Origin of the sequence: Clostridium ganghwense (assembly GCF_026735165.1) — a bacterium.
Lineage (GTDB): Bacteria > Bacillota > Clostridia > Clostridiales > Clostridiaceae > Clostridium_H > Clostridium_H ganghwense.
Genome location: NZ_JAPQES010000002.1, coordinates 91658 through 115514, shown reverse-complemented (window position 1 = coordinate 115514; position 23857 = coordinate 91658). Strand labels below are relative to the sequence as shown.

Below are 23857 nucleotides of genomic sequence, written 5' to 3'. Positions count from 1 at the left end.
TATATAAAAGTTAGAAAGAATAGATGACAATTGTTAAATAATTAAATTGGCTAAAGAGTCAGAAATGACTTTTTACATATAAAAAATGGTGCGAAAGGAAGTGCACCTTAAAAATTCAAGGAGGGTTTTACTATGATAATCAATCACAATATGAACGCTATTAATGCTCACAGAAACATGATGGGAAACATCGCAAAATCAGGAAAATCAATGGAAAAATTAAGCTCAGGTTTAAGAATAAACAGAGCTGGAGATGACGCAGCAGGTCTTGCAATCTCTGAAAAAATGAGAGGACAAATCAGAGGACTTGATCAAGCAACAAGAAACTCTCAAGATGGTATTTCAATGATTCAAACTGCTGAAGGTGCTTTAAATGAGACTCATTCAATTCTTCAAAGAATGAAAGAATTATCAACTCAAGCAGCTAATGATACTAATACATCAGAAGATAGAGGACAAATTCAAAAAGAAATGAACCAACTAACTTCTGAAATAAACAGAATAGGAAATACTACTGAATTCAATACTCAAAAATTATTAAATGGTGGAGATAAGATAGCAGCAGCAGCAGCTGAGTTCACACTTGCTGGAGAAACTATAGCAGCAAGTGGTTCAAGAGTTATAGGTGGATTAGTAACAAAATTAAATGCTAATGCAACTTTGAGTGCTAAATATACTATAGCAGCAAGTGGTGCTGACTTAAAAATAACTGAAAAGACTGCTGGTAAAACAACTGCTCCAACTGTTGCAGGTGGAGCACTTACAGTAAAAACTGAAGCTGCAGATGCTGTTAAAAAAGGTGATGTAATACCTGGAGGAACAGATGGTGGAACATTCTCAGCTACACTTCAAATTGGTGCAAATAAAGGTCAAGCATTCAAAATAGATGTATTAGATATGAGAGCTAAAAATCTTGGAATTACAACTACTGGTACAGAAGAAAAATTAGGAGTAACTAATGGAACAACAAGTGAAATTAAAGAACAAGCTTTAGACGTATCAAGTCATGAAAAAGCAACAGGAGCTATAGAAACTTTAGATAAAGCTATAAATAAAGTTTCAACTGAAAGATCTAAACTTGGTGCATACCAAAATAGATTAGAACATACTATAAACAACTTAGGAACAGCTAGTGAAAACTTAACTGCTGCAGAAAGCAGAGTTAGAGACGTTGATATGGCTAAAGAAATGATGAGTTTCTCTAAGAAAAACATACTTAGCCAAGCTGCACAAGCTATGCTTTCTCAAGCTAATCAACAACCACAAGGAGTTCTTCAATTATTAAGATAAGCAGAGAACCAATTTTAGTGTTTTTCTAAAATTGTGTGAATCGCTTACCCAACCAAAAAATGAGGCTGGATTTCCTTTAAAGGACACTCTAAATCTTTGATTTAGTTAGTGGAACTTACTCCTTCGACCAAAAGGAGAAGGAGTTTCCTTTAAAGAATAATTGAAATATATAATTTTATTATATAAGCAATTTAGATAATAACATAAAAAGAGCCGAAGCTTCTTCGACTCTTTTTTCTCTATAATTTTTACAGAGAATTTAAAGAATTTTGTGTAAAAATTATAGTTTAGGGAGGAATAAGTTATGAAACTATCTATAGCAATGATGGTTAAAAATGAAGAAAAACATTTAAAAGAATGTTTAGAGGGTTTAAATAAACTGAGAGAACAGGTAGACTCAGAACTTATAATAGTAGATACGGGTTCTACAGATAACACAGTAAATATTGCAAAAGAGTACACAGATAAAGTATATTTTCATAAATGGAATAATAATTTTTCAGAAATGAGGAATATAACTGTTAATTATTGTAAAGGAGAATGGTTTTTTTATATAGATGGTGATGAAGTAATGCAAAATCCACAACACATGATAGAATTTTTCAAATCTAATTTATATAAAGAATATAATTCAGCCACTGTTAAAATTAGAAATTTTATGAAAAGTAAAAATGAAAAAGCATGTGCTGTTTTTACCGCAGCAAGGTTATTTAAAAAAGATAAGGATTTTCACTTTGAAGGAGCAGTACATAACCAGCCAGTTGTAAAAATGCCTATTTATAATATTAATACTGAATTTCTTCATTATGGATATATAAATGATGATAAAGAGCTTATGGAAAGAAAATTCAAAAGAACGGCAGGTATTTTAAAAAAAGAGTTAAAAAAAGATCCTAACAATATATATTATCTTTTTCAGCTTAGTATATCATATTCTATGCACAAAGATAATAAAGAATCCTTAGAAACTATAACAAAAGCCTATAATCTAGTAAAAGAAAGAGAAAATAAAAGAGAATATTTATATGTTTATATGCAACTGATAAAAGCATATATGTCAAATGAAAAATATGATTTAGCTTTAAAAATTTGTAAGGAAACTTATGAAATAGATAAAGAGTGTATAGATAATTTAAGTTATATGGGTACTTGTTATATAAAAAATCATGAATATAATAATGGAATTGAATGTTATAAAAAACATATAGAATTACTAAAAACATATGATGCTAATAAAGATTTGTCAATGGTTTATTATACAACAAATAAAAAAAATTATGAGTTAAATGAAATTGCAAGAATATATAATATGTTAGGGAAAAGTGATAAAGCTTTAGAGTATTTAAATAAAATAGATGATAAAGAGGAATTGTCAGAATGTTATATTGTGAATATTCCTATATACATAAAAAATGAGATGTTAGAGAAAATATATGATTCTTATGAATATATGAAATCAAAAAACAAAAATGAAACTGGATTTTTAAATGTTTTAGAAAAAGTAATCCAAACTTTAGATGATGAAAAGAAGAAAGAAGTTTATAAATTATTTTCTAAAAATGAAGATGAATATGGAGTTTTAAATAAGATAAGAACTGATACTGATTCAATAGAAGAGAATTTGTTAGATAAAATAAATTTTGAAGATAGAGAAATGTACTTTGCAGATGCTTTTTATTACTTTTTAAAACAAAATAAAAATATATCAAAATATATATTTAATTTAAGAGAAAATAAAATAAACAGATTTTTTACTTATATAATAGTTACTTATAAAGATGGTAAAAAAGTTTTAAATGATTACTTAGAAAGTATAGAAGATTTAAAAGATTTAAAAGGGAAAAGAATACAAAAAATATTAATGAGATCATTACTCATTGTTGATTATTTTCAAGATGATGAATATAAAGAGGTGTTCAAGAAATATATAGAAAATGGATATAGTTTTTTAGAAAAAATATATAATAAAGAATTACTAAAAGAAGATAACCTTCATTTTTTATTTACTGATGAAGATGAATTTATGGTATATATGAATTTAGCAAAAGAGTGTAAAAATAATGATACAAAACAATATTTAGTTTATTTGAGAAAAGCATTAAAGGCTTATCCAACTATGAAAAAAGGTATAGAGATTCTAAAAGAACATTTAGAAAAAGAATTAAATCCTGTTAATGCTGAATTTGAAAATTACAAAGTAAAGGTTAAAGAAACAATTAAAAATTTAATAGCAAATAATGAGTTAGATAGCGCAGGTGCTGTAATTGATGAGTATGAGCAAATAGTTAAAGATGATATAGAAATGTATTCAATTAAAGCTGTAATTTGTATTATGGAAAATAAAATAGATGATGCTGAAAAGTATTTATATGAAGGATTACATATTGATAAATTAAACTTTGATTTACTATATAATTTAGCTTATCTATATGAGATTAAAAATGAAAAAGAATTAGAATTAGAATTTTATAAGAAAGCTATTAATTCTTGTCGCATTGATGAGATAGTAGGTGAGCTTCGAAATAAGATTTTTACATTAAAAAATGATATGAAGTGTAGTGCTGAGAGCAATATAATTAAAAAACAAAAAAAATTATTTAGAGAAATTGATAATGAAAATAAAAGAAACATAATAAGAACTACGGAACAATTATTGAATGAGAAAAAGTTTTTAGAAGTGATTAATATTTTTAACTATTATTTGAAACATAGCAATGTTTCTATTGGAGAAATGTATTATTTTGTTGGACGTGCTTATAATGCTTTGGAAAATTTTGAAAAAGCAATAAAATATCACAATATTAGCATAAGGATTGAGCCTTATTTAAGCAATATAGTTGATAAAAATAATATTATTTTAAACTATAATTTTGAAGAAGAAACAAGTAATTGCATTGGTTGTGGGGGGGTAGAGTTTAAAATCATAAATGTTTCAAATCAATCAGTTTCAGAAAGTAATAAAGGAATAATAAATCCAATAAGGACATGGGTGAAGTGCAAAAAATGTGGACTTGTATATTCAAATCCAGTTGCAACAGAAAATAGAATGAATAAGTATTATTCAATTATCTCAAAGGAAAAATTTGGTGGTATATACGGAGATATAAAACAAAGAGAAGCTTTTTTATTTCAAATGTCTAATTGTAGATTAGATAATATAAGTAAAATCACTAATGAAAAATTAATACTTGATATAGGTACAGGAGTTGGCTTTTTTGTCAAGGCTGCATTAGATAGAGGATTTAAGGCTTATGGATTAGAGTTGACTAAAGAAGATTGTGAGTATGCAAAAAATCATTATGGTTTAGATTTGATTAGAAAAAATTTTTATTCATTCAATGAAAATGAACAATACGATATAGTTACAATGTTTGAAGTCATAGAACATTTAAGAACACCATTGAAGGATTTAAAGAGAATAAATAAGTTGGTTAAAATGAATGGTATTTTTGTAATTGCAACACCTATATTAGATAGTGAGTATGGTAAGAAAACAAAAGAAAAAAATGTATTTTGGCATGTTGTAACACATTTATCTTATTTTACAGAGGGGGTATTATCTAAATATTTAAAGAATGCAGGATTTGAGATAATTAGTATTGTTGATTCAATGGAAACTATGGGAAGAAAAGAGTTCTATTGTAAAAAAATTAAAAATTTATAAGGTAATTATGATTTGTAAGAAATTATAAAAACAATCGATGTTAATTTCGTATTAGGAGTTATTAATGACTTTTAAAATAAGTGTGCAAGGAAGTACATTGAGAATGCAAGGAGGTACAAATAAATGATAATAAACCATAACATGAATGCAATGAATGCTCATAGAAACATGATGAGTAATGTCGCAAAAGCAGGAAAGTCAATGGAAAAACTATCTTCAGGACTTCGAATAAACAGAGCAGGAGATGATGCAGCAGGTCTTGCTATTTCTGAAAAGATGAGAGGACAAATAAGAGGGCTTGATCAAGCATCAAGAAATGCTCAAGATGGTATATCCTTAATTCAAACAGCAGAAGGTGCTTTAAATGAGACTCATTCAATACTTCAAAGAATGAGAGAATTATCTATACAAGCATCTAATGATACTAATATTGAAGAAGATAGACAACAAATTCAAAAGGAAATAAATCAGTTAACTTCAGAAGTAAATAGAATAGGGAATACTACAGAATTTAATACTAAAAAACTTTTAAGTTCAGGGGTATCTAAGGAAGTTAAAGATAATATTATAAAAGGTCTTAAAAACGGCTGGCTTGAGATGGCAGAAAAAAGGATAAAAGATAATTATGGATTAGAAGGAAAAGGAACAAATCTTAAAATAACATTTACATCAGGCGGAGCTTATGGAGAAATGGCCCATGTTGGTGGGAATTCTTTAGAGTTAGAATTAAATATAGATGTAGATGACTTTACCCCAGGGACTGGAGCAGATGGAGCAAATATTCATGGTAGACTTTATAATGATAGAATATTAGCACATGAAATGACTCATGCTGTTATGGATGATGCACTTGGAGCAAGCAAAATGAATTCTATGCCAACTTGGTTTGCAGAAGGTACAGCAGAATTTATGGCAGGTGCAGATGAAAGATTAAAAGGTGTTATAGGAAATAAAACAGGAACAGGTGCAGATGATACAAATGTAGGTAAGTTAAAGGATGAAGTAGTTCGTCTTTTAAATGGAGGTAATTGGGATGCTAGTGGGAATAAGGCAAATATAGAATACTCAGCAGCTTATATTGCAGTTAAATATTTAAGTGCAAAGTTATCAACTGCTAATGATATGAGTGGTTTAATGGGAGATATAAAAAATAATGCAGGAACTGATGGAAAAGCTGCTTTGGAAGCTGCATTGACTTCAAAAGGAGCATCAGGTTGTAAGAGTACAACAGATTTAGCAACTAAATTTGGTACAGGAACAGAGGGAATAGATTTTATAAAAGGTCTTCAATTAAATTGGGGTTCAGATGAAGCAGACGTAGGTGCTATAGGAGGAAAAAGTACTGGTGGTGCTGATATAAAAGCTGAAGATGTAATTAAAGAAGGGGATGCTACAGATAAAACAGATGGACAACCTCTTCAACATTTTAATATTATTTGGCCAGATGAAAATGAAGGTTCTCCAGAAGTTAATCTTCAAATAGGAGCAAATAAAGGACAAAGCATGACTCTTAAACTTGAAGATATGAGAGCATCAGCACTTGGTATTACAACTTCAGGTAAAGATGAAAAATTTGGAGTTACAGATGGAACATCAAGTGAAATTGCAGAACAAGCGTTAAATGTATTAACTCACGATGATGCATCAGAAGCTATTAAAAAATTTGATGATGCTATAAACAAAGTATCTACATTTAGATCAAAACTTGGTGCATACCAAAATAGATTAGAACATACTATAAATAACCTAGGAACATCTTTAGAAAACTTAAGTGCTGCAGAATCAAGAGTTAGAGATGTAGATATGGCTAAAGAAATGATGAATTTCAGTAAAAATAATATTCTTAATCAAGCTGCTCAAGCAATGCTTGCTCAAGCTAATCAACAACCACAAGGAGTTCTTCAATTATTAAGATAAGCAGATATCCAAAATCTTTGATTTTGTGATAGTCGCTTACTCCTTCGACGAGAGGAGAAGGAGTTTCCTTTTATAAGTAAGCCAACAGATTAAAGTCTGTTGGCTTATTTATAATATGTTAGTTTATTTTTTAGTATTTGTAAAGTTTTCTTTTGTGAATACGAAATATAGATTATAAAGAAATATGAAAATTAACCAAGGATGATTAGTAAATTTATCTAACTTTGCAGGAGGCGAAGAGGAGATGGGTTTATTAATCATCCTTTTTTATTGACTGAGTTTTGAAAAATCCACTGACAATTGTCAACTAAATAAATGGGAGGTATAAAATATGAGTGATACGAGTATATATTCTAGTGCTGCAAATAGGTTAAGGTTTACAGGGATGGCATCGGGAATTGATGTTGATGAAGCTGTAAAAAAAATGATGAAAGCTGAACAAATAAAGGTTGATAAAGTTAAACAGCAGGAGCAGTATTTACAATGGAAGCAAGAAGCGTATAGAGAATTTATAAAAGAAATGAAGAAATTTCAGGAGTATTTTAAGGTTGGTTCAGAAAAGTGTATAACTAAATCAACTTTCAATCCTTTTTCTGTAAGCTCTGTTAATGAAAATATAGCTACAGCAAAAGCTGTAGCAGGTGCAGTTGAAGGTTCATATAAACTAAATGTTGAACAAATGGCTAAAGGAGCATCTGTAAAAGGAAGTTCGATTAATGCACAGTTTAAGATTAATGATGGAGCTAATTGGAAGGGGAAAAGTATAGATTTTGAAGTTACTACTAAATCTACATTACATAACAAAAATAAAAGTGAACATATAATTGATAACATAAATAAACAGATAAATAATAACCCGAAGTTAAAAGGAAAAGTAGTTGCTGCATATGTTAGCGATGGGGGTAAAGATTATGTGAAATTTCAAGATTTAACAAGTGATAAGTTTACAGTAAAATTAAGTGATGGTAGTGTTAGTACAACTAACAAGGGGTTTGAAATTTCAAAGCTAGTTGATGAAGGACTTAGCGTAGATTTTTTTGACTCAACAAATACTAAAATATCAAATATAAGTAAACCAGATGATGCAGTTATAAATAAGCAAATGATAGATGATATAAATAAACAAATATTTGCATCACCAGATTTAAGAGGTAAAGTAACTGCTTCATATGATAGTGGTAAAATAAAATTTGAAAAATTAACAAGTGATGCAGTTAATATAAGTTTTAAAGATAAAGATGGAGTGGAAAATACAGGAAGCGAATTTGGAATATCTAAATTTTTAGAGCAAAAAATTAATATAGATTTTAGTGTTACTGCCAAATCGCAATTAGATATAAGTTCGTCAATAGCTGATTTGAATTCTAAAAATGGAGAATATGATGAGATAGTAGCGGATATAAACAAACAAATATCTAACATGTCACAGTTGAAAGGAAAACTTACTGCTTCTTATATACAGGAAGGAACAGAAGGATATATAAAATTTTCAAATTTATCAAAAGCTGAGATTAAGATGGCTCCAAGTGCATCGAATGCTGTAACTGGTGTAACAGGTGTAACTGATATATCAGCTAAGGATATAATAAATCTTTCGAAGTCAACAAAATTAGAAGAACTTAATTCAAGTTTAGACGAGAAAGAACAGCTTCATATCTCATATAATGGTGGAGAAGCATATATAGATATTAGTAAAGGTGAAACAATTGATAAGTTGATAAAAGACATAAATTCAAAGACATTAGGTAAGGTTATAGCTAGCTTTGATGAAGTTACAGGGAAATTTTCATTTGTTTCAAAGGAAACTGGAAGTGATGCCGTAATGTCTTTTGACAGTACTAACAATGAATTATTAAAAACATTAGGAATGCAAACTTCTAGTATAGAAGGGAAATCACTTAATACTAAAGTTGAAGTTGATGATATAAACAATTGGAAGGGGAAAGATATAACCTTTAATTATGGAGGTACACCACCAAATACAAAAACATTTACATTAAGTGATGATGACGATTTAGGAAAAATAGTTAAAGATCTTAATGAAAAGATTGGTAATAGTGATTTAGAGGGAAAAATATCAGCTCAATATGTTGAGGAAGCAGGCAAAAAATATATAAAATTTAATGATATAACTGGTAAAGGAGAAGTAAAAATAACTGAAACAACAATAGATAACCAAGAGTTAAAGGATTTAGCTGATAATGATAGAAGTATAATTACTGCAAATAAAGCAACAGATATAGGGTCAATAATAGGAGGTAAAGAGCTTAAATTATCCTATTCGTACTATGATGAAGCGCAGAAAAAGATTAAGACTGTAGATATGTCATCTATTAGTATTGATGCAGATGAAAAAATTGAAAGTTTGCTTGAAAAAATAAATAAACACGTAGATAATTCAGGAAAAATTATAGCAAGTTTCGATGATAGTACAGGTAAAATTTCAATCAAACCTAAGGAATTTAATAGTGATATATCAATATCTTTTGAAGGTACAGATACAGATGTAGTATCTGGTTTAGGATTAAAGTCAAGTGCATCTACGATGGGTCAAGATGCTGTGGTTAAGATAGAATCACCAGGGGATAGTGAGATAACTATAACTGAAAAATCAAATAATTTTACAGCTAACGGTGTAACTTATGACGTTAAAAGTACAGGCGAAACAAGCTTAACGGTTAACTCAGATGAGCAAAAGGTAGTTGATAAAGTGAGAGAATTTGTTGACGATTACAATAAGCTTATTGAAAAATTACAAAAAAAATTAACAGAGAAGAGACCTAAGGTTGGTGAGTACAAACCACTTACGGATGAGCAAAAGAAAGCAATGAGTAAAGAAGATATAGAGAAATGGGAAGCAAAAGGTAAACAAGGTATATTAAGAAATGATGATTTATTAGAAAGAATGTTCACAGAATTAAGAGGAGCTTTTACTAGTTCAGTTAAAGATTCTTCAATTTATTTTGGAAAATATGGAGATAATGCTGTAGGGGTGGATATGTATGGTGATTATAAAAGAACAGGACAAATAGATATAAAAGAGGATGCTTTATTGAAGGCTATAAAAAGTAATTCTGGGGAAGTAGAAAAATTCTTTTTTAACGAGAGTAACTCATTTGTCAGTAGTTCAAAAACATATGTTGGGTCTGAGAAATACAATGAAGATGGAATATTTACAAGAATGAAATGTATATTCCAGGATTATGTTGGAAGAGCTGGGTTAGGTGAGGATGGTAAATTTTCTTTGTCTGGTTCCATGAATATATATGCTAATAAACAGTTTGATTTTAGTTTAAGCGGTGGGGGAAGAGCATCAAAAAATACTATATCGGACCAAATACATAAGCAGAATATAGCAATACAGAATGCTTTGAAAAAGATGTATGCTAAGCAAGAAAAATATTATCAACAATTTTCACGCCTTGAAACTGCTATGAATAATTTAAATGCACAATCTGCTTACTTGGCTCAGCAATTAGGTATGTAATTTAAATAATTGAAAATTGAGAATTGAAAAGTGAAATTTAGAGACAATGTTCATTTTCAATTCTCAACTGCTAAAAAGGGGGATTCAAGTGAGTTTGAGAGAATGCTTAACAAAATATAAACAAATAACATTACAAGCAATGGAATGTTTAAAAAGAGATGAGATTGAAGATGTTGAAAGTTTAATACAAAGTAGAGACTATATTATAGAAGATATGAAAAAAATACAATATTCACAAGAAGATTTTAAAAATATTTGTAATGAATATGGTATAATGGAGAAGGAAAAAGAACTTTTCAGCATGATGAATGCAAAGAAAATAGAAGTAAAAAGAAAAATGGATGAAAGTATAAAGGCAAGAAATGTTAAAAATCAGTATAACACAGTAGCAACGAAAGCTGTATTTTTAGCTAGAGAAGTGTAATCTTATATAAAGAGGGTAGGGGATATAAAGTTGATTAAAGATGAAATGATTGAAAAAATTATTCAAGAGTTAAAAGAAATAGAAATTGTAGCTGCTGAGGAAATAGTTAAAACAAAAGTACAAAAGTTGGTTGAATATATAAATAGTGTTAGTGAAATAAAGAAAGAAAAAGCTTTTAAAGATATATTGCATGAAAAGATGAAGGAAAGTAAAATAAAAAATCCAGAATTGCATATTAAGTTATATATGCTATATAGAGATTTACAAAATGGTAAAGTTAGTGAACATGATGCTAATAGAATGTATGAAGATTATTTGCAAATGTATCCTGATGATATGATGGTATATTAGAAGAAAAAAGGCATTCTAATTTATATAAGAATGTCTTTTGATTTTTAAAAAGTGAAAAGTTGTATACATTTATGCTATTATGGAAATATGTAAAAATAGTACTAAAGTACTAAGGTATAAGAACGATAATAAATGTAAGGTACAATTATTGAAAAAATGGAGTTGATAATATGAGATTAAATCATAATTTAGCCTCTCTTAATATATACAGAGAACATACAAAAGTTTTGGCTAACCAGAGTAAAGCTTTAGGTAGAATTTCGTCAGGATATAAAATAAATGGTGCAAAAGACAATCCTAATGCTATAGCTAGCAGTGAAAGAATGAGAATGCAAATAAGAGGACTGCAAATGGCTCAGAGAAATGCACAAGACGGAGTTAGTATGCTTCAAACTGCAGAGGGGGGACTTAATAGTATAACATCTATGCTTCAAAGAATAAGGGAACTAACTGTACAAGCAGGAAATGGTACCAATACTCCTGGAGATAAAGAAAATATTCAAATGGAAATCAATCAAATGATAGAAGGTATAGATTCTATTACTGCTAATACGGAATTTAACGGAACCACTTTGTTGAATGGTGAGAAAGATCTAACAAAGAAATATGATAATAATTCTCCAAAAAAAATGGATATGACAATAGGAGCTAATGTAGGAGAAAAAGTGGAAATACCTATTTATGATTTATCAAGTAATAATTTAAGTGATGGAGCAAATTCACTAAGCGAACTTAAAGATGGGCTTGAAGGTTTAGGAACGGATAAGGCTTTATCAATAATAGATGGAGCTTTAAATACAGTTCTAGGGGCTAGCAGTAAATATGGGGCACTAGAAAATAAATTTGAAAGTACCTACGAAAGGGTAGGAGAAATACATGATAAGATTACAGGGGCAGAAAGTAAAATAAGAGATGCGGATTTGGCAGAAGAAATGATGGAATTTACAAGAAGTAGTGTTTTAATTGATGCAGGTCATGCAATGATGGTACAGTCAAATAAATTTCCACAAGATATATTGAGGGTACTGGAGAATGTAAAGTCTAGGTAGCGAAAAGCTGCCTAGATATTTTTGGTTAAGAAAATATAATTTTTGCTAAAATAAATAAAAATATGTAGATTCAAAAGAAAAACTTATAGTATATGAATATAAATTCAAATAATAGTAAAATATAATGTTGAGTAAAAATTGAATTAATGAACATGATAGTGTAGAATTGATTTGTAGTTGTTGTTTAATGTATTAGTATGACTAATAGAGAATAAGTATTTATTTAGCTAGAAGTATATTAATACAAAATGGGTCAATATGAAATGATAGTGTATAAAAAATAAATAATATACTGGTATGATAGATAGAGAATAGGAGTCTATTCGGCTAGATGTAAGCCAGCATAATTAGTTTCTGATTGCTTTATGTGATAGAGGAGTAGTTAAACTAATTATGTTGGCTTTTTTTATTTGCAATACAAATATTTTTAAAGAAATACAATTCAATTAAGGTTTTTGTGAAAACAACGAAAAAAGTATTAAAAATATAGGGGATTTGTGGAGCAAAATAGGGACATAATAGAACAAATTAAATGCATGAAATGTCGGAAAAGTTTGAAAAATAACTGCGATATATATGATAAGACATATTTAAAAGAAAGGATTTTAGGAAAATATAATTTCAAGATTGCCAACATTAGGTTTGCTTATAGTAAGTTTTATTTTGATTTTACCGTTAAAACATTAAGTTTAATTTGAAATTTAATATAATATAAAAATTTAGTTAAAACTATTTAAAAAACGGACAAATTATTATATAATAAAAATGCTAGTGACAGAAAAAGTGAAAAAAGAATTTTAAATGAAAAATTTAATAGAAAAATTAGTAGAGATTAAAAATTAGTAGATATTTGGTAAAAAATGTGGTAAAATTTAAATAAATTTAACTTAAAATGTAGTCGATTTATCAGATATTAATTTTGAAAAAATATAAGGAGTTGATATAATGAAAATAGATAATGTCTCTGCAAGTACAAGAACCTATGAACTACTAAAAAAATCTTTAAATGTTTCTTCAAAAAGAAAAGATGTTATAGCAAATAATATAGCTAACATTAACACTAAAGGATATAAAAGACACTATGTGACTTTCGAAGAAAATTTGAAAGAAGTGAATAAGGGGTTAGAATTAAAAAGCACTAACAATAAGCATATAACAGATACGGACAAAGTAGGAGAAATGAAAATAGAAACAGATAAAACTGACAGTATGAGAATGGATGGAAATAATGTAGATATTGAGAATGAAACGGCTAATTTAGCTGCTAATTATCTTAAATATAATGCACTAATTAGTGAAGTAAATGCTAGAATGTCAATGAAAAAAACTATTATAACAGGAGGAAGATAAGATGGGCGCTTTTAATTCATTAAGAATAAGTTCAAGTGGTCTTTCAGCTGAAAGACTAAGAATGGATACTATTGCATCAAATGTAGCGAATGTTTCTACAACAAGAGGCGAAAATGGACAACCTTATAGAAGAAAAGTTGCGGTATTTGAAGAGAATTTGGTGAAAGAGCTGAATAAAACTACAAATACATACCAAAGCAAATTAAAAGGTGTGAAAGCTGTAGGTATTAAAGAGGATAATTCACCTTTAAGAAAAGTGTATAATCCATCACATCCTGATGCAGATAATGAAGGGTATGTTTTGATGCCTAATGTTAATGTTTTAAATGAAATGGCTGATATGATAGCTGCTTCTCGTGCTTATGAAGCAAATGTAACTGCTATAAATTCAGAAAAAAGTATGTTTATGAAAGCATTAGAAATTGGTAGATAGGAGAGATCTAAATGAAAATTAATGAATTTATACCAAATACATCTTTAAATACTAAGTTGAACTCAGTAGATAAGAAAAATAATAAGGAAAAGAATATTACAGGATTTGCTGATACTTTAAAAAGTAAGCTGGATGAAGTTAATGATAAAATAGTAGAAGCTGATAAAAAAACTGAACGATTTATAAAGGGAGAAGACGTTGATATTCATGAAGTAACAATAAAAACAACAGAAGCGAAACTTTCTCTTCAACTTGCAGTAGAAATTAGAAATAAACTTATGGAGGCTTATCAAGAATTAAATAGAATGCAGGTATAGTGAGGAGTGCTAAATAGATGGACAAAATAAAAGAAAGGATGAATAATTTAATTGAAAAAATAAAGGGACTCAGCAAAGGGAAAAAGATAGCCTTCGGTATTCTTTCAGTAGGAAGCATTGCAGCCCTTATATTTTTAATTATTTATCTTAATACTACTAATTATGCAGTATTGTTTAAGGATATGGATCCTAATGATGCACAAACAGTTCTTGCAAAATTAAATGAAAAGAAAATACAATATAAGATTGAGAATAATACAATAAAAGTACCAGAAGATAAAGTGGGTGAATTAAGAATGGATATTGCTCCAACTCTTACTAATGGGGCAAAGGGATATGAAATTCTTGAGCAAGGAAGTCAGTGGGGAATAACTGATAAAGAAAGGGCTATGAAATATCAAATAGCACTTCAAGGTGAACTTGCAAAAACCATTCAAACGTTTCCAGAAGTTGAAAAGGCAGATGTTAAATTAGTTATGCAAGAAGAAAGTAACTTTTTTAGAGAATCTGAACCAGCGCAAGCTTCAGTTACACTACAATTTAAAACTGGGAAGAATATTAGTAATGATCAAATTAAAGCTATAGTTTCTCTTGTAACAGGAAGTGTTAGAAATCTTTCAAGAGAAAATGTGAAAGTAATAGGAATAATTAATGGTACTACAAAAGTTTTAAGTGAAGACTTATTTAAAGATGAAAAGGCTGACCTTGGTACAGCTACAGATAAACAGAGAGAATATGAAAAAAATATAGAAAAAGAATATAAACAGAAAATCTTGGCACTGTTATCTCCTAAGTACGGAAAAGGAGTACAAACTACCGTAGATATAGAAGTTGATTTCGATGCTGTTGAAAAGACATCTACTTTATGGGATAAAAACCCTGTTATCAGAAGTGAGAAAACTTTAAAGGATACTACAGCGAATAGTTCTGAAAATCCAAATAGAAGCCCAGTAGACGATAATATGTCTAACACATACACTGATGAAAATGGAAATACTGTAACTACTACTCATGAAGAAAGTACTAAAAATTATGAAGTTGGTAAGATAGAGGAAAAAGTGGTATCAGCTCCAGGAGAAATAAAAAGAGTTTCGGCTTCTATTATTGTAAATGATGAGAAACTCAATGAAGAAGAGAGATCTAAAATAAAAAACACAGTATCTGCAGCTATTGCGTATAATCAATCAAGAGGCGATATTATAAGTGTTGAAGGAATGAAATTCAATAATGGACTTACGGACAAAGCAAAGGCAGATGCCGAAAAAACTGCTGAAGAAGAAGCACAAAGTAAGAAGATGCTTATGTATAAATATATAGGAGCTGGAGCAGCAGCACTAATATTATTATTGATAATCTTTGCTTCTCTCAGAAAAGCTAAGAAGAATAAAGAAGAGGAGACTCAACAAGTTGATTTCCTTATAGATGATAATATAGAACCAAAAGAGCCGCTTAAGCCAATTAACTTTGAAGAGGAGAATGAAAATACTCATATAGAAAAAGAAATTAAAAAATATGCTTCAGAAAAACCAGATCAAGTTGCTGAAATTATCAAGGCTTGGATGACAGATGAGGAGGGGTGATAGAATATGGCTAAAGATACTAAGTTAACTGGAATCCAAAAAGCTGCCATTCTATTCATAACTCTTGGACCAGAGGCGGCTTCTGGCATTCTTAAGAAGTTGTCAGATTCAGAAATACAAAAAATAACTTATGAAATAGCAAATATAACAGCGGTAAAACAAGAACAAAGATCTGAAATATTAGAAGAATTTATCGAAATGAATAAAGCTAAAGATTATATATTAGAAGGTGGATTTGAGTATGCTAGAAACCTTTTAGGAAAAGCTCTTGGACCTCAAAGAGCTAGAGAAATATTAGAAAAGGTTACTGAGGCTACTCAGCAATATAGACCCTTTGCAATAGCAAGAAAAGCAGATGCACATCAATTATTGAATGTAATTTCAAATGAGCATCCACAGACAATTGCACTTATATTGTGTTATCTTCAAGCAGATAAATCTGCACAGATAATGGCTGAATTACCAGAGGATGTTCAAACAGAAGTTGCTTTTAGAGTAGCTACCATGGATAATACTTCACCTATGGTTATTAAAGAAATTGAGAAGGTATTAAATAGTAAACTATCTTCAGTAGTAAGAACAGATATGACTACTATAGGTGGAGTTGAAACTATTGTTGATATATTAAACCAAGTTGATAGAACAACAGAAAAGAATATTACTGAAGGACTTGAAAGAGAAGATCCAGAACTTGCAGAAAAAATCAAACAATCTATGTTTGTATTCGAAGATATCCTTACATTGGATGATGTATCTATTCAAAGGGTTCTTCGAGAAGTGGAATCAAAAGATCTTGCTCTTGCATTAAAAGGTTGTTCAGAAGAAGTTGCCAATTCCATATTTAGAAATCAATCTAAGAGAGCGTCTGCTTCATTAAAAGAAGATATAGAATTCTTAGGTCCTGTAAGACTTATGGATGTTGAAAAGGCTCAACAAAAAGTTGTTAGCATTATAAGAAGATTAGAAGATGCAGGTGAAATAATTATTTCAAGAGGTGGAGAAGATGCTATCATCGTATAATGTTATAAAGAAAAGTAGTGTCATAGATGAGGGAAAAAAAGAAATAAATACAGAATATACTGATAAAAAAAATAAAGAATTAGGTGAAAAAAATGCTAGAGATTTTATAGAGAACTATGAAACTCTAGCAAGAACACTAGTTGGAAATGCTAGAAGACAAGGAGAACAACTTCTTGCTAAAGCCTATGAAGAAGCTCAGCAAATGGAACAAGAGGCTTATCAAAAAGGGTATCAAATAGGAATGAAGGAAGGCTATGAACAGTCATATGAAAAAGGTATGGCTGAAGCAAATGCCTATTATGAGACTATGAAAGCAAAAGTCCAAATGGAATCCGATACAAAAAGTCAAAATGCTGACAATTTATTATTTCAAGCTAAACAAGAATATGTAAAGTATTTAGATGAAAAAAAAGAAGAAATTAAGGATTTAGTACTTTCAATAACTGAAAATATACTAAAAAAAGAAATAAAAGATAAGGATGCCATTAGCAATATGCTTTTAGATGCTATGGAAACAGCTGTGAAATCTAAAACTATTATTGTTAAGTGCAGAAGTAACTACGTTGAAGATGTTAATGATAAGATTGAAAACTGGAAAAATGGAGTAGTTTTTAGAGGAGAAATTTTTGTAGTTGCAGATGATAACCTGGATGAAGGATATGTTGAAATTCAAAAAGAAAATGGTAAAATCATTGTAGATGTTAATGATGCCATAGAAAAGGTTAGAGAAATGATATTAATAGAATAAATACTAGGTTACTAATTTAAAGAGGGTTGGTGAAGTTTTGGCAATTTCACTAGATTTACAAGGATTAAAGAAGAAATTAAACCAATATGATTTTAAGTATATAGAAGGAATGGTAAAGCAGGTTATTGGTCTTACTATAGAAGTTGAAGGCATTAGGGCTTTTGTTGGAGAAGTATGTACTATATATAATGAAAGAAATCAACCTATAACATGTGAAGTTGTAGGTTTTAAAGAAGATAATGTAATATTAATGCCTCTTGGAGAACTAAATGGTATTGCACCAGGCTGCAGAGTTGTTTCTTCAAAAAAACCTTTAAGTGTAAGATGTTCTGAAGAACTGTTTGGCAAAGTGCTTGATGGTCTTGGCAGATCATTAGATGGTGAGGAAATTAAAGGAGGAATTGAATATCCTCTTGACACTGCTCCACCTGATCCACTTAAGAGGAGAAGGATAAAAGAGCCTATATCCACAGGGGTTAGAGCAATTGATGGATTTTTAACTTGTGGTGAGGGTCAGAGAATAGGAATTTTTGCAGGGAGTGGTGTTGGTAAAAGTACTACTTTAGGTATGTTAGCTAGGGAAGCAAAGGCAGATGTAAATGTTATTTCACTTGTAGGTGAGAGAGGAAGAGAAGTTCTAGAGTTTATAGAAAAGGATTTGGGAGAAGAAGGAATGAAAAAATCAATTATTGTTTGTGCTACTTCTGATCAGCCTGCTCTAGTAAGATTGAAAGGATGTTTTACAGCTACTGCTATTGCAGAATATTTTAGAGATAAAGGGAAAAAAGTTATTCTTATGATGGATTCTGTAACAAGATTTGCCATGGCTCAAAGAGAAGTTGGACTTGCTATAGGTGAGCCTCCTGCAAGTAAAGGATATACACCATCCGTATTTGCAATGCTTCCAAGGCTTATGGAGAGATCAGGTATGTCTGATAAGGGATCTATTACAGCTTTTTATACAGTTCTTGTTGATGGAGATGATTTTAACGAACCAATAGCTGATGCAGTAAGAGGTATTTTAGATGGGCATATTGTATTATCTAGAAGTATAGCTGCTAAAAACCACTATCCTGCTATAGATATTTTAAGTAGTGTAAGTAGACTTATGTCTGAGATTGCTGAAGATGAACACAAGAAAGCAGCATCTTTTGCCAGAGACCTATTGGCTACTTATAACAATTCAGAAGATTTGATAAATATAGGTGCTTATGTCAAGGGAAGCAATAAAAAAATTGATATGGCTATTCAATATATTGATGCAATTAATGATTACTTAAAACAAGGGATCAAAGAACATTCTGATTTTCAGGTTAGTATTGAAAATCTGAAAAATATGTTTAGATAGAATTGAGGAGTATAGATATGGCAGGATTCAAGTTTAGAATGCAAAAAGTTCTTGATATTAGACTTGATAAGGAAGAAGAAAGTAAAAGAATATTTAAAAAAGCTCAAGATGAAAAAAATAAGGCTGAGCAAAAACTAAATGATTTCAAAAATAAATATAATAAATATTCTAAGATAGATACTAACTGTAGTATGATTGAGAAAAAAATAAGACAAAATTATTGCAATGCTTTGTATTTCAATATTGGAGAAATTACTACAGAACTTGAGAATAAAGTGAAAATATTAGATAAAAAAAGAGAAGAGTTAAAACAAAAACAGATCGAAAGAAAAACTGTAGAAATTCTTAGAGATAAACAAAGAGACGCTTATATTAAAGAGCAAAAGTTAATAGAACAAAAAAACAATGACGAATTTGCTCTTTATGCATATATAAGAAATACTAAAAATCAACAACTATGAAAGGAGGTAAAAAATTGAGTAATGCTAGCTTAAATGTTTTAAACAATATGAAGGTTGATGTTAAGCCACTAAATAAAACTACATCAAAAGCTAAAACTGTAAAATCAGATAACAAATCTAAGGACAGTAAAGACTTTGAAAAAATTCTAGATAGTGCATCAAAAGGGGACAAACCTTTAAGAAGAAAGCAAGAACAAAAAAAATTGGATTCAAAAGAAGTAACTTCAAAGGAAGTGGATAAAAAGGAAATAGACTCAAAAAATTTAGAGCCTAAAGAAATGGATTTGAAGGAACTAGAACAAATTGAAGAAAAAATGCAAAAAGATACTGATGCTGATAATGAACTAATGGAGTTAATTCAAAGCTTAGTTAGTGGACAGATAACTTTAAAAGACTTCTTAGAAAAGATGCCGCAAAGCACAAATGGCTTGGAAGATTTTGAAGCAGAGCTAAGTACTAAAGTAATGGAAGTGGTAAGAAACAATATTATTCCTGAAAGCATGGATGAAGGTGCAGTTAATGAACTTTCAAAGGATTTGAAGAATGATATACTTCAAATCTTAAATAATGAACCACAATCATTACAAGATGTTATTACAAAAATCAATGAGCAAATTGTAAACAGGTTAAAAGAAGAAGGTATTGATTTAAATTCATTAGAAAATGGGAATAAAGTTACAGAAGATGTACAAGCTCAAATAATAAAAGCTTTAAAAGAAAAATTATTAAATGATGAGGGTTCAAAAAAGCTAAAAGTTGAAGATGGCAAGATACAAAAAACAAAAGATTTTAATACTGCTGTTAATGAAACTTTAAATAAACAGAACACACAAATAAAGATAAATAGCAGCCAAAGTGGTGGTGAAAATTCAAATAATTTAAGTAACAGTAGCGAAGATAAGCTTTTAAAAGAACTTGCATCAGGAGATAAAAGTGACACTAATTCTAAATTTGGAAAAGTTATGAATTTTATGAATCAATTTGATAAAATTGACAATGTAACTTCTGTAGAAGGAAATATGAAGCCAATGGTAGTAAATAAGAACACTCTTATTACTGATATGATTAAAAGTGTTAAATTTATGGAATTAAACGACATGAAGGAAATGACAGTAAAAATAATGCCAAAAGAGCTTGGAGAAGTGGTAATAAGGCTTACAATGGAAAGTGGTCTTATGAAAGCAAATATAACAGCTCAAAATAAAGAGGCTTATAACTTATTAAGTTCTAATCTTCAAGATTTAAATGATAAGCTTGGTAATGGAGAAATTAAAATTCAGAATTTTACAATAGACATTTACAATGGAGATACTACTTTCTTTAGCAATGAAAAAAACAGACAACAAAATGGACAATCTAATGGAAAAGGAAAAAGGTCTATTTCTTCAGTAAATGAAGAAGAAGTTCAAAATATTGAACATAAAAAAATTATAGATAATAGCAATGTAAATGCTTTTGTATAAGGAGGGATAGAGTTGGCAAATGGTATTTCAGCAAACTCAACAGCAAGCACTCAAAAAGGATTTGAAATTGATAACTCTAAAAGTAGTGCTACTAGGAAAGGAACTAGAATAGTAAAAAAAGGTAATGAGATGGATAAGAATGCTTTTTTAAGAATTTTAACAGCGGAACTTACTAATCAGGACCCTACAAATGCAAAAGATTCAACAGCTTATGTATCACAATTAGCACAGTTTTCAAGTCTTGAACAAATGTCAAATTTAAATAGTACTATGAGCTTTAATTCAGCTGGTAATTTGGTTGGTAAGACCATAGCACTAAATGCTTATGATGATTGGGGACATCAATATGGAGGAAGAGTTAAAAATATTACAAAACAAGGTGATGTAATAAAATTAACTGTTAATGTTCCTAAATATAGAGGAGATAAAATTATTGATCATGAAGACAAGGAATTTGATTTAAAAGATTTATCAGATGTTTTAAATATACCAAGTGATGAAACACAAATTCTGGCATATTTGCAGGATCACATGGCTTATTTAAATAATAATATGAATTTTATGGTTGCTTCTTCAATGATTGATAAACATGTAGAGTTAACTACAGGTACTGGAGAAGAACAGAAAGATTATTCTGGTACTGTTACAGAAGTATTTAAAACAAAAGAAGGAATAAGACTAAAAGTTAAACTTGATGGTGTTGGTGTTCATGAAGAAAAGGAATTCTCCTTTGATGAAGTATCAAAGGTTACGAAATAAAGTTAGGTGATGAATATGGGATATAGAGTTTTAAATGGAAAGTTATATCAGGTTGGTGATTTTCCACAGAACAATAAGCCCAAAGCTAAAGTAAGTCCAAATAAGGAGAATACTTTCCAAAGTATATTAAAGAATGAAGTAGATAAAAATTGTAATTTTACAATTTCAAACCATGCAGCTCGAAGGTTGCAAGATAGAAATATAAACTTTAATGAGATAGATATGAAAAATATAGATGAAGGCATAAACAGAGCCAGTGAAAAAGGTTCTACAGATTCTTTAATTATATATAAGGATGTAGCTTTAGTTACAAGTATTAAGAATAGAACAATAATAACTGCTGTAGATAAAAAAAGCAGCGAGGGGAATGTATTTACCAATATAGATAGTGTAGTTTTACTATAGGCTGGACCGAAAGGAAGCCAAGCTCTGAGGAATGATAGAATCAGAGAAAAATAAAAAAACTGGAGGTTGTTAAAATGTTAAGATCTATGTATTCAGGAATTAGTGGAATGAGAGTAAACCAAACTAAGCTTGATGTAGCAGGTAACAATATAGCTAACGTTGGAACTACAGGTTTTAAATCTTCAAGAGTTAGATTCCAAGATATGTTAAGCCAAAATGTATCAGAAGCATTAGGCCCAGGAAGAAATACAGGTGGGGTTAACCCTAGACAGGTTGGACTAGGAGTTCAAGTAGCTGGTATTGACACTGTGGTAAGTCAAGGGATGATGCAACCTACAAGCAGAAATCTTGATGTTGCTGTAGATGGTACAGGGTATTTTATGGTTGCTAAGGGAGCACTTGATTTTTCAAATGATGGATCAATAGAAATTAGTAATCATACTATAGGGGACAATCCTAATGGAATGAAGATTCAATATACAAGAGATGGAGCTTTTACTTTGGATAATCAAGGAAATCTTTTAACATCTGATGGATTTAGAGTTTTGGGATATTCTGTATCTTATGAAGAAGGTAGCATAGAAAGTATACAAGCAGAGAGAACAAGTGATCGAGAACCAGGCGAAATGAATTTTGTAAATGCTGATGGTATATACAAAGATAGAAACGATTATATAACTACTGGAAGTAGAAGTGCACGTATAATTGGAACTACAGATCTTAAAAGTGGAGCAAATATTGATGGGCAAACATTAGAATTACTTGTGGATGGTGAGAGTAAAACAATAACTTTTAGTGGTACTGATCCTATATCACTTGACAGTATTATAAAGCAAATTAATGATGGAGCAGGAAAAAGTATAGCTTCTTCAGAAGATGGTAAATTGATATTAAAATCTGATAAATCAATATTGGTTAAACAAAATGCTGATTTAGGATTTGCAAAGAATGAGTTTGATTTAGGGGGATTAAAGGTTGATAGTTCAAGTGCTATAAATATAAATGCTGGTGATACAGCAACTAAAGTATTAAATGCCACAGTAGATATACAATTAGATAATGGGGATAAAAGAGCGGCAGCAGTAGATTCAGCAGGAAATATAATTGCAATTTATGAATACAATGATCCAGCAGATCTTACAAAAGGTGTAAAGTGGAGTACAGGAAAAATTGTTGATAAGGATGGTAAAATTTACGGTGGTGATGGTACTCTTGATAATACAACTACAGTAGATCCTAAAGCGGCTAAAGGTAAACTAAAAGCAATAGATATTGAGGTGAAAACTCCTAGACTTAAACAACTTAGAATACCAGATAAAGTACTTAAAAAGGTTGCTAAAGAAGATGGTACAGGTTTTGAGTATAGAGAACTGAGAATAAGATCTTTTTCTATTGAAAAGAATGGAGTAATTAAAGGTGTACTTGATGATGGAAGTGTTTCTGCTTTAGGACAAATAGCTATGGCATCATTTAAAAATCCTGCTGGGTTAAAGAAACTTGGTAAGAATCTTTATGAAGCAACAGCAAATTCAGGTGAGGTAGCAGTAAGATCAGGAGTAGGAGTAGATAAAGCTGATGATAATAGTGAAGGATACGGCGATATGCTTCAAGGAATGCTTGAAATGTCAAATGTTGACCTTGCAGAACAATTTACAGATATGATAGTAACGCAAAGAGCTTTTCAAGCTAGTGGTAAAATGATATCAACAGGGGATGAAATTCTTCAAGATATTATTAACTTGAAGAGATAGAAGAGATAGTCAAAACCAATTGACAATTGACAGTTTTGTA

At 29.9% G+C, this 23857-nt stretch carries 19 protein-coding genes; all 19 read left to right on the top strand.

Features of this window, described 5'->3' with window-relative positions:
* Positions 1 to 132 precede the first annotated feature (132 nt).
* Positions 133 to 1290 (top strand): flagellin N-terminal helical domain-containing protein, encoded by a 1158-nt coding sequence (locus tag OXH55_RS07145; protein ID WP_268049144.1) that lies wholly within the window; start codon positions 133 to 135, stop codon positions 1288 to 1290.
* A gap of 304 nt (positions 1291 to 1594) precedes the next feature.
* Positions 1595 to 4954: a methyltransferase domain-containing protein gene (locus OXH55_RS07140; protein ID WP_268049143.1), complete on the top strand. Its 3360-nt coding sequence runs from the start codon at positions 1595 to 1597 to the stop codon at positions 4952 to 4954.
* A 123-nt stretch (positions 4955 to 5077) separates the two neighbouring features.
* Positions 5078 to 6871: a flagellinolysin gene (locus OXH55_RS07135; protein ID WP_268049142.1), complete on the top strand. Its 1794-nt coding sequence runs from the start codon at positions 5078 to 5080 to the stop codon at positions 6869 to 6871.
* Between the two features lie 331 nt (positions 6872 to 7202).
* Positions 7203 to 10358, top strand: a complete 3156-nt coding sequence (fliD, locus tag OXH55_RS07130; protein ID WP_268049141.1) for a flagellar filament capping protein FliD — start codon at positions 7203 to 7205, stop codon at positions 10356 to 10358.
* An 88-nt stretch (positions 10359 to 10446) separates the two neighbouring features.
* Entirely contained in the window at positions 10447 to 10782 is a 336-nt protein-coding gene (locus OXH55_RS07125) for a hypothetical protein (RefSeq protein ID WP_268049140.1), read from the top strand.
* A 30-nt stretch (positions 10783 to 10812) separates the two neighbouring features.
* Positions 10813 to 11133 carry a hypothetical protein gene (locus OXH55_RS07120; RefSeq protein WP_268049139.1) on the top strand — a complete coding sequence of 107 codons (321 nt, stop codon included), beginning with the start codon at positions 10813 to 10815 and terminating at the stop codon, positions 11131 to 11133.
* A gap of 170 nt (positions 11134 to 11303) precedes the next feature.
* Positions 11304 to 12182 carry a flagellin N-terminal helical domain-containing protein gene (locus tag OXH55_RS07115; protein WP_268049138.1) on the top strand — a complete coding sequence of 293 codons (879 nt, stop codon included), beginning with the start codon at positions 11304 to 11306 and terminating at the stop codon, positions 12180 to 12182.
* 945 nt (positions 12183 to 13127) lie between these two features.
* Positions 13128 to 13532, top strand: coding sequence for a flagellar basal body rod protein FlgB (gene flgB / locus OXH55_RS07110; protein ID WP_268049137.1), 405 nt, complete (start codon positions 13128 to 13130; stop codon positions 13530 to 13532).
* A gap of 1 nt (position 13533) precedes the next feature.
* A complete protein-coding gene (gene flgC / locus OXH55_RS07105; RefSeq protein WP_268049136.1) occupies positions 13534 to 13965 on the top strand; it encodes a flagellar basal body rod protein FlgC in 432 nt (143 codons plus the stop codon).
* An 11-nt stretch (positions 13966 to 13976) separates the two neighbouring features.
* Positions 13977 to 14282, top strand: a complete 306-nt coding sequence (fliE, locus tag OXH55_RS07100; RefSeq protein ID WP_268049135.1) for a flagellar hook-basal body complex protein FliE — start codon at positions 13977 to 13979, stop codon at positions 14280 to 14282.
* Between the two features lie 17 nt (positions 14283 to 14299).
* On the top strand, positions 14300 to 15862 hold the full coding sequence (fliF, locus tag OXH55_RS07095; protein WP_268049134.1) for a flagellar basal-body MS-ring/collar protein FliF: 1563 nt from the start codon (positions 14300 to 14302) through the stop codon (positions 15860 to 15862).
* Positions 15863 to 15868: 6 nt separating this feature from the next.
* Positions 15869 to 16882, top strand: a complete 1014-nt coding sequence (fliG, locus tag OXH55_RS07090) for a flagellar motor switch protein FliG (RefSeq protein WP_268049133.1) — start codon at positions 15869 to 15871, stop codon at positions 16880 to 16882.
* The gene (locus OXH55_RS07085; RefSeq protein WP_268049132.1) at positions 16866 to 17630 is read left to right on the top strand and encodes a FliH/SctL family protein; all 765 of its coding nucleotides are present in this window, start codon (positions 16866 to 16868) and stop codon (positions 17628 to 17630) included. The genes fliG and OXH55_RS07085 overlap by 17 nt, the downstream gene beginning before the upstream one ends.
* A gap of 37 nt (positions 17631 to 17667) precedes the next feature.
* Positions 17668 to 18978 (top strand): flagellar protein export ATPase FliI, encoded by a 1311-nt coding sequence (gene fliI / locus OXH55_RS07080; protein ID WP_268049131.1) that lies wholly within the window; start codon positions 17668 to 17670, stop codon positions 18976 to 18978.
* A 17-nt stretch (positions 18979 to 18995) separates the two neighbouring features.
* Positions 18996 to 19439, top strand: a complete 444-nt coding sequence (gene fliJ, locus OXH55_RS07075) for a flagellar export protein FliJ (protein WP_268049130.1) — start codon at positions 18996 to 18998, stop codon at positions 19437 to 19439.
* A gap of 14 nt (positions 19440 to 19453) precedes the next feature.
* The gene (locus OXH55_RS07070; RefSeq protein WP_268049129.1) at positions 19454 to 20902 is read left to right on the top strand and encodes a flagellar hook-length control protein FliK; all 1449 of its coding nucleotides are present in this window, start codon (positions 19454 to 19456) and stop codon (positions 20900 to 20902) included.
* A gap of 12 nt (positions 20903 to 20914) precedes the next feature.
* Positions 20915 to 21661, top strand: coding sequence for a flagellar hook assembly protein FlgD (locus OXH55_RS07065; RefSeq protein WP_272508984.1), 747 nt, complete (start codon positions 20915 to 20917; stop codon positions 21659 to 21661).
* Between the two features lie 15 nt (positions 21662 to 21676).
* Entirely contained in the window at positions 21677 to 22066 is a 390-nt protein-coding gene (locus OXH55_RS07060) for a TIGR02530 family flagellar biosynthesis protein (protein ID WP_268049128.1), read from the top strand.
* 74 nt (positions 22067 to 22140) lie between these two features.
* On the top strand, positions 22141 to 23817 hold the full coding sequence (locus tag OXH55_RS07055; protein ID WP_268049127.1) for a flagellar hook protein FlgE: 1677 nt from the start codon (positions 22141 to 22143) through the stop codon (positions 23815 to 23817).
* Positions 23818 to 23857: the final 40 nt, after the last annotated feature.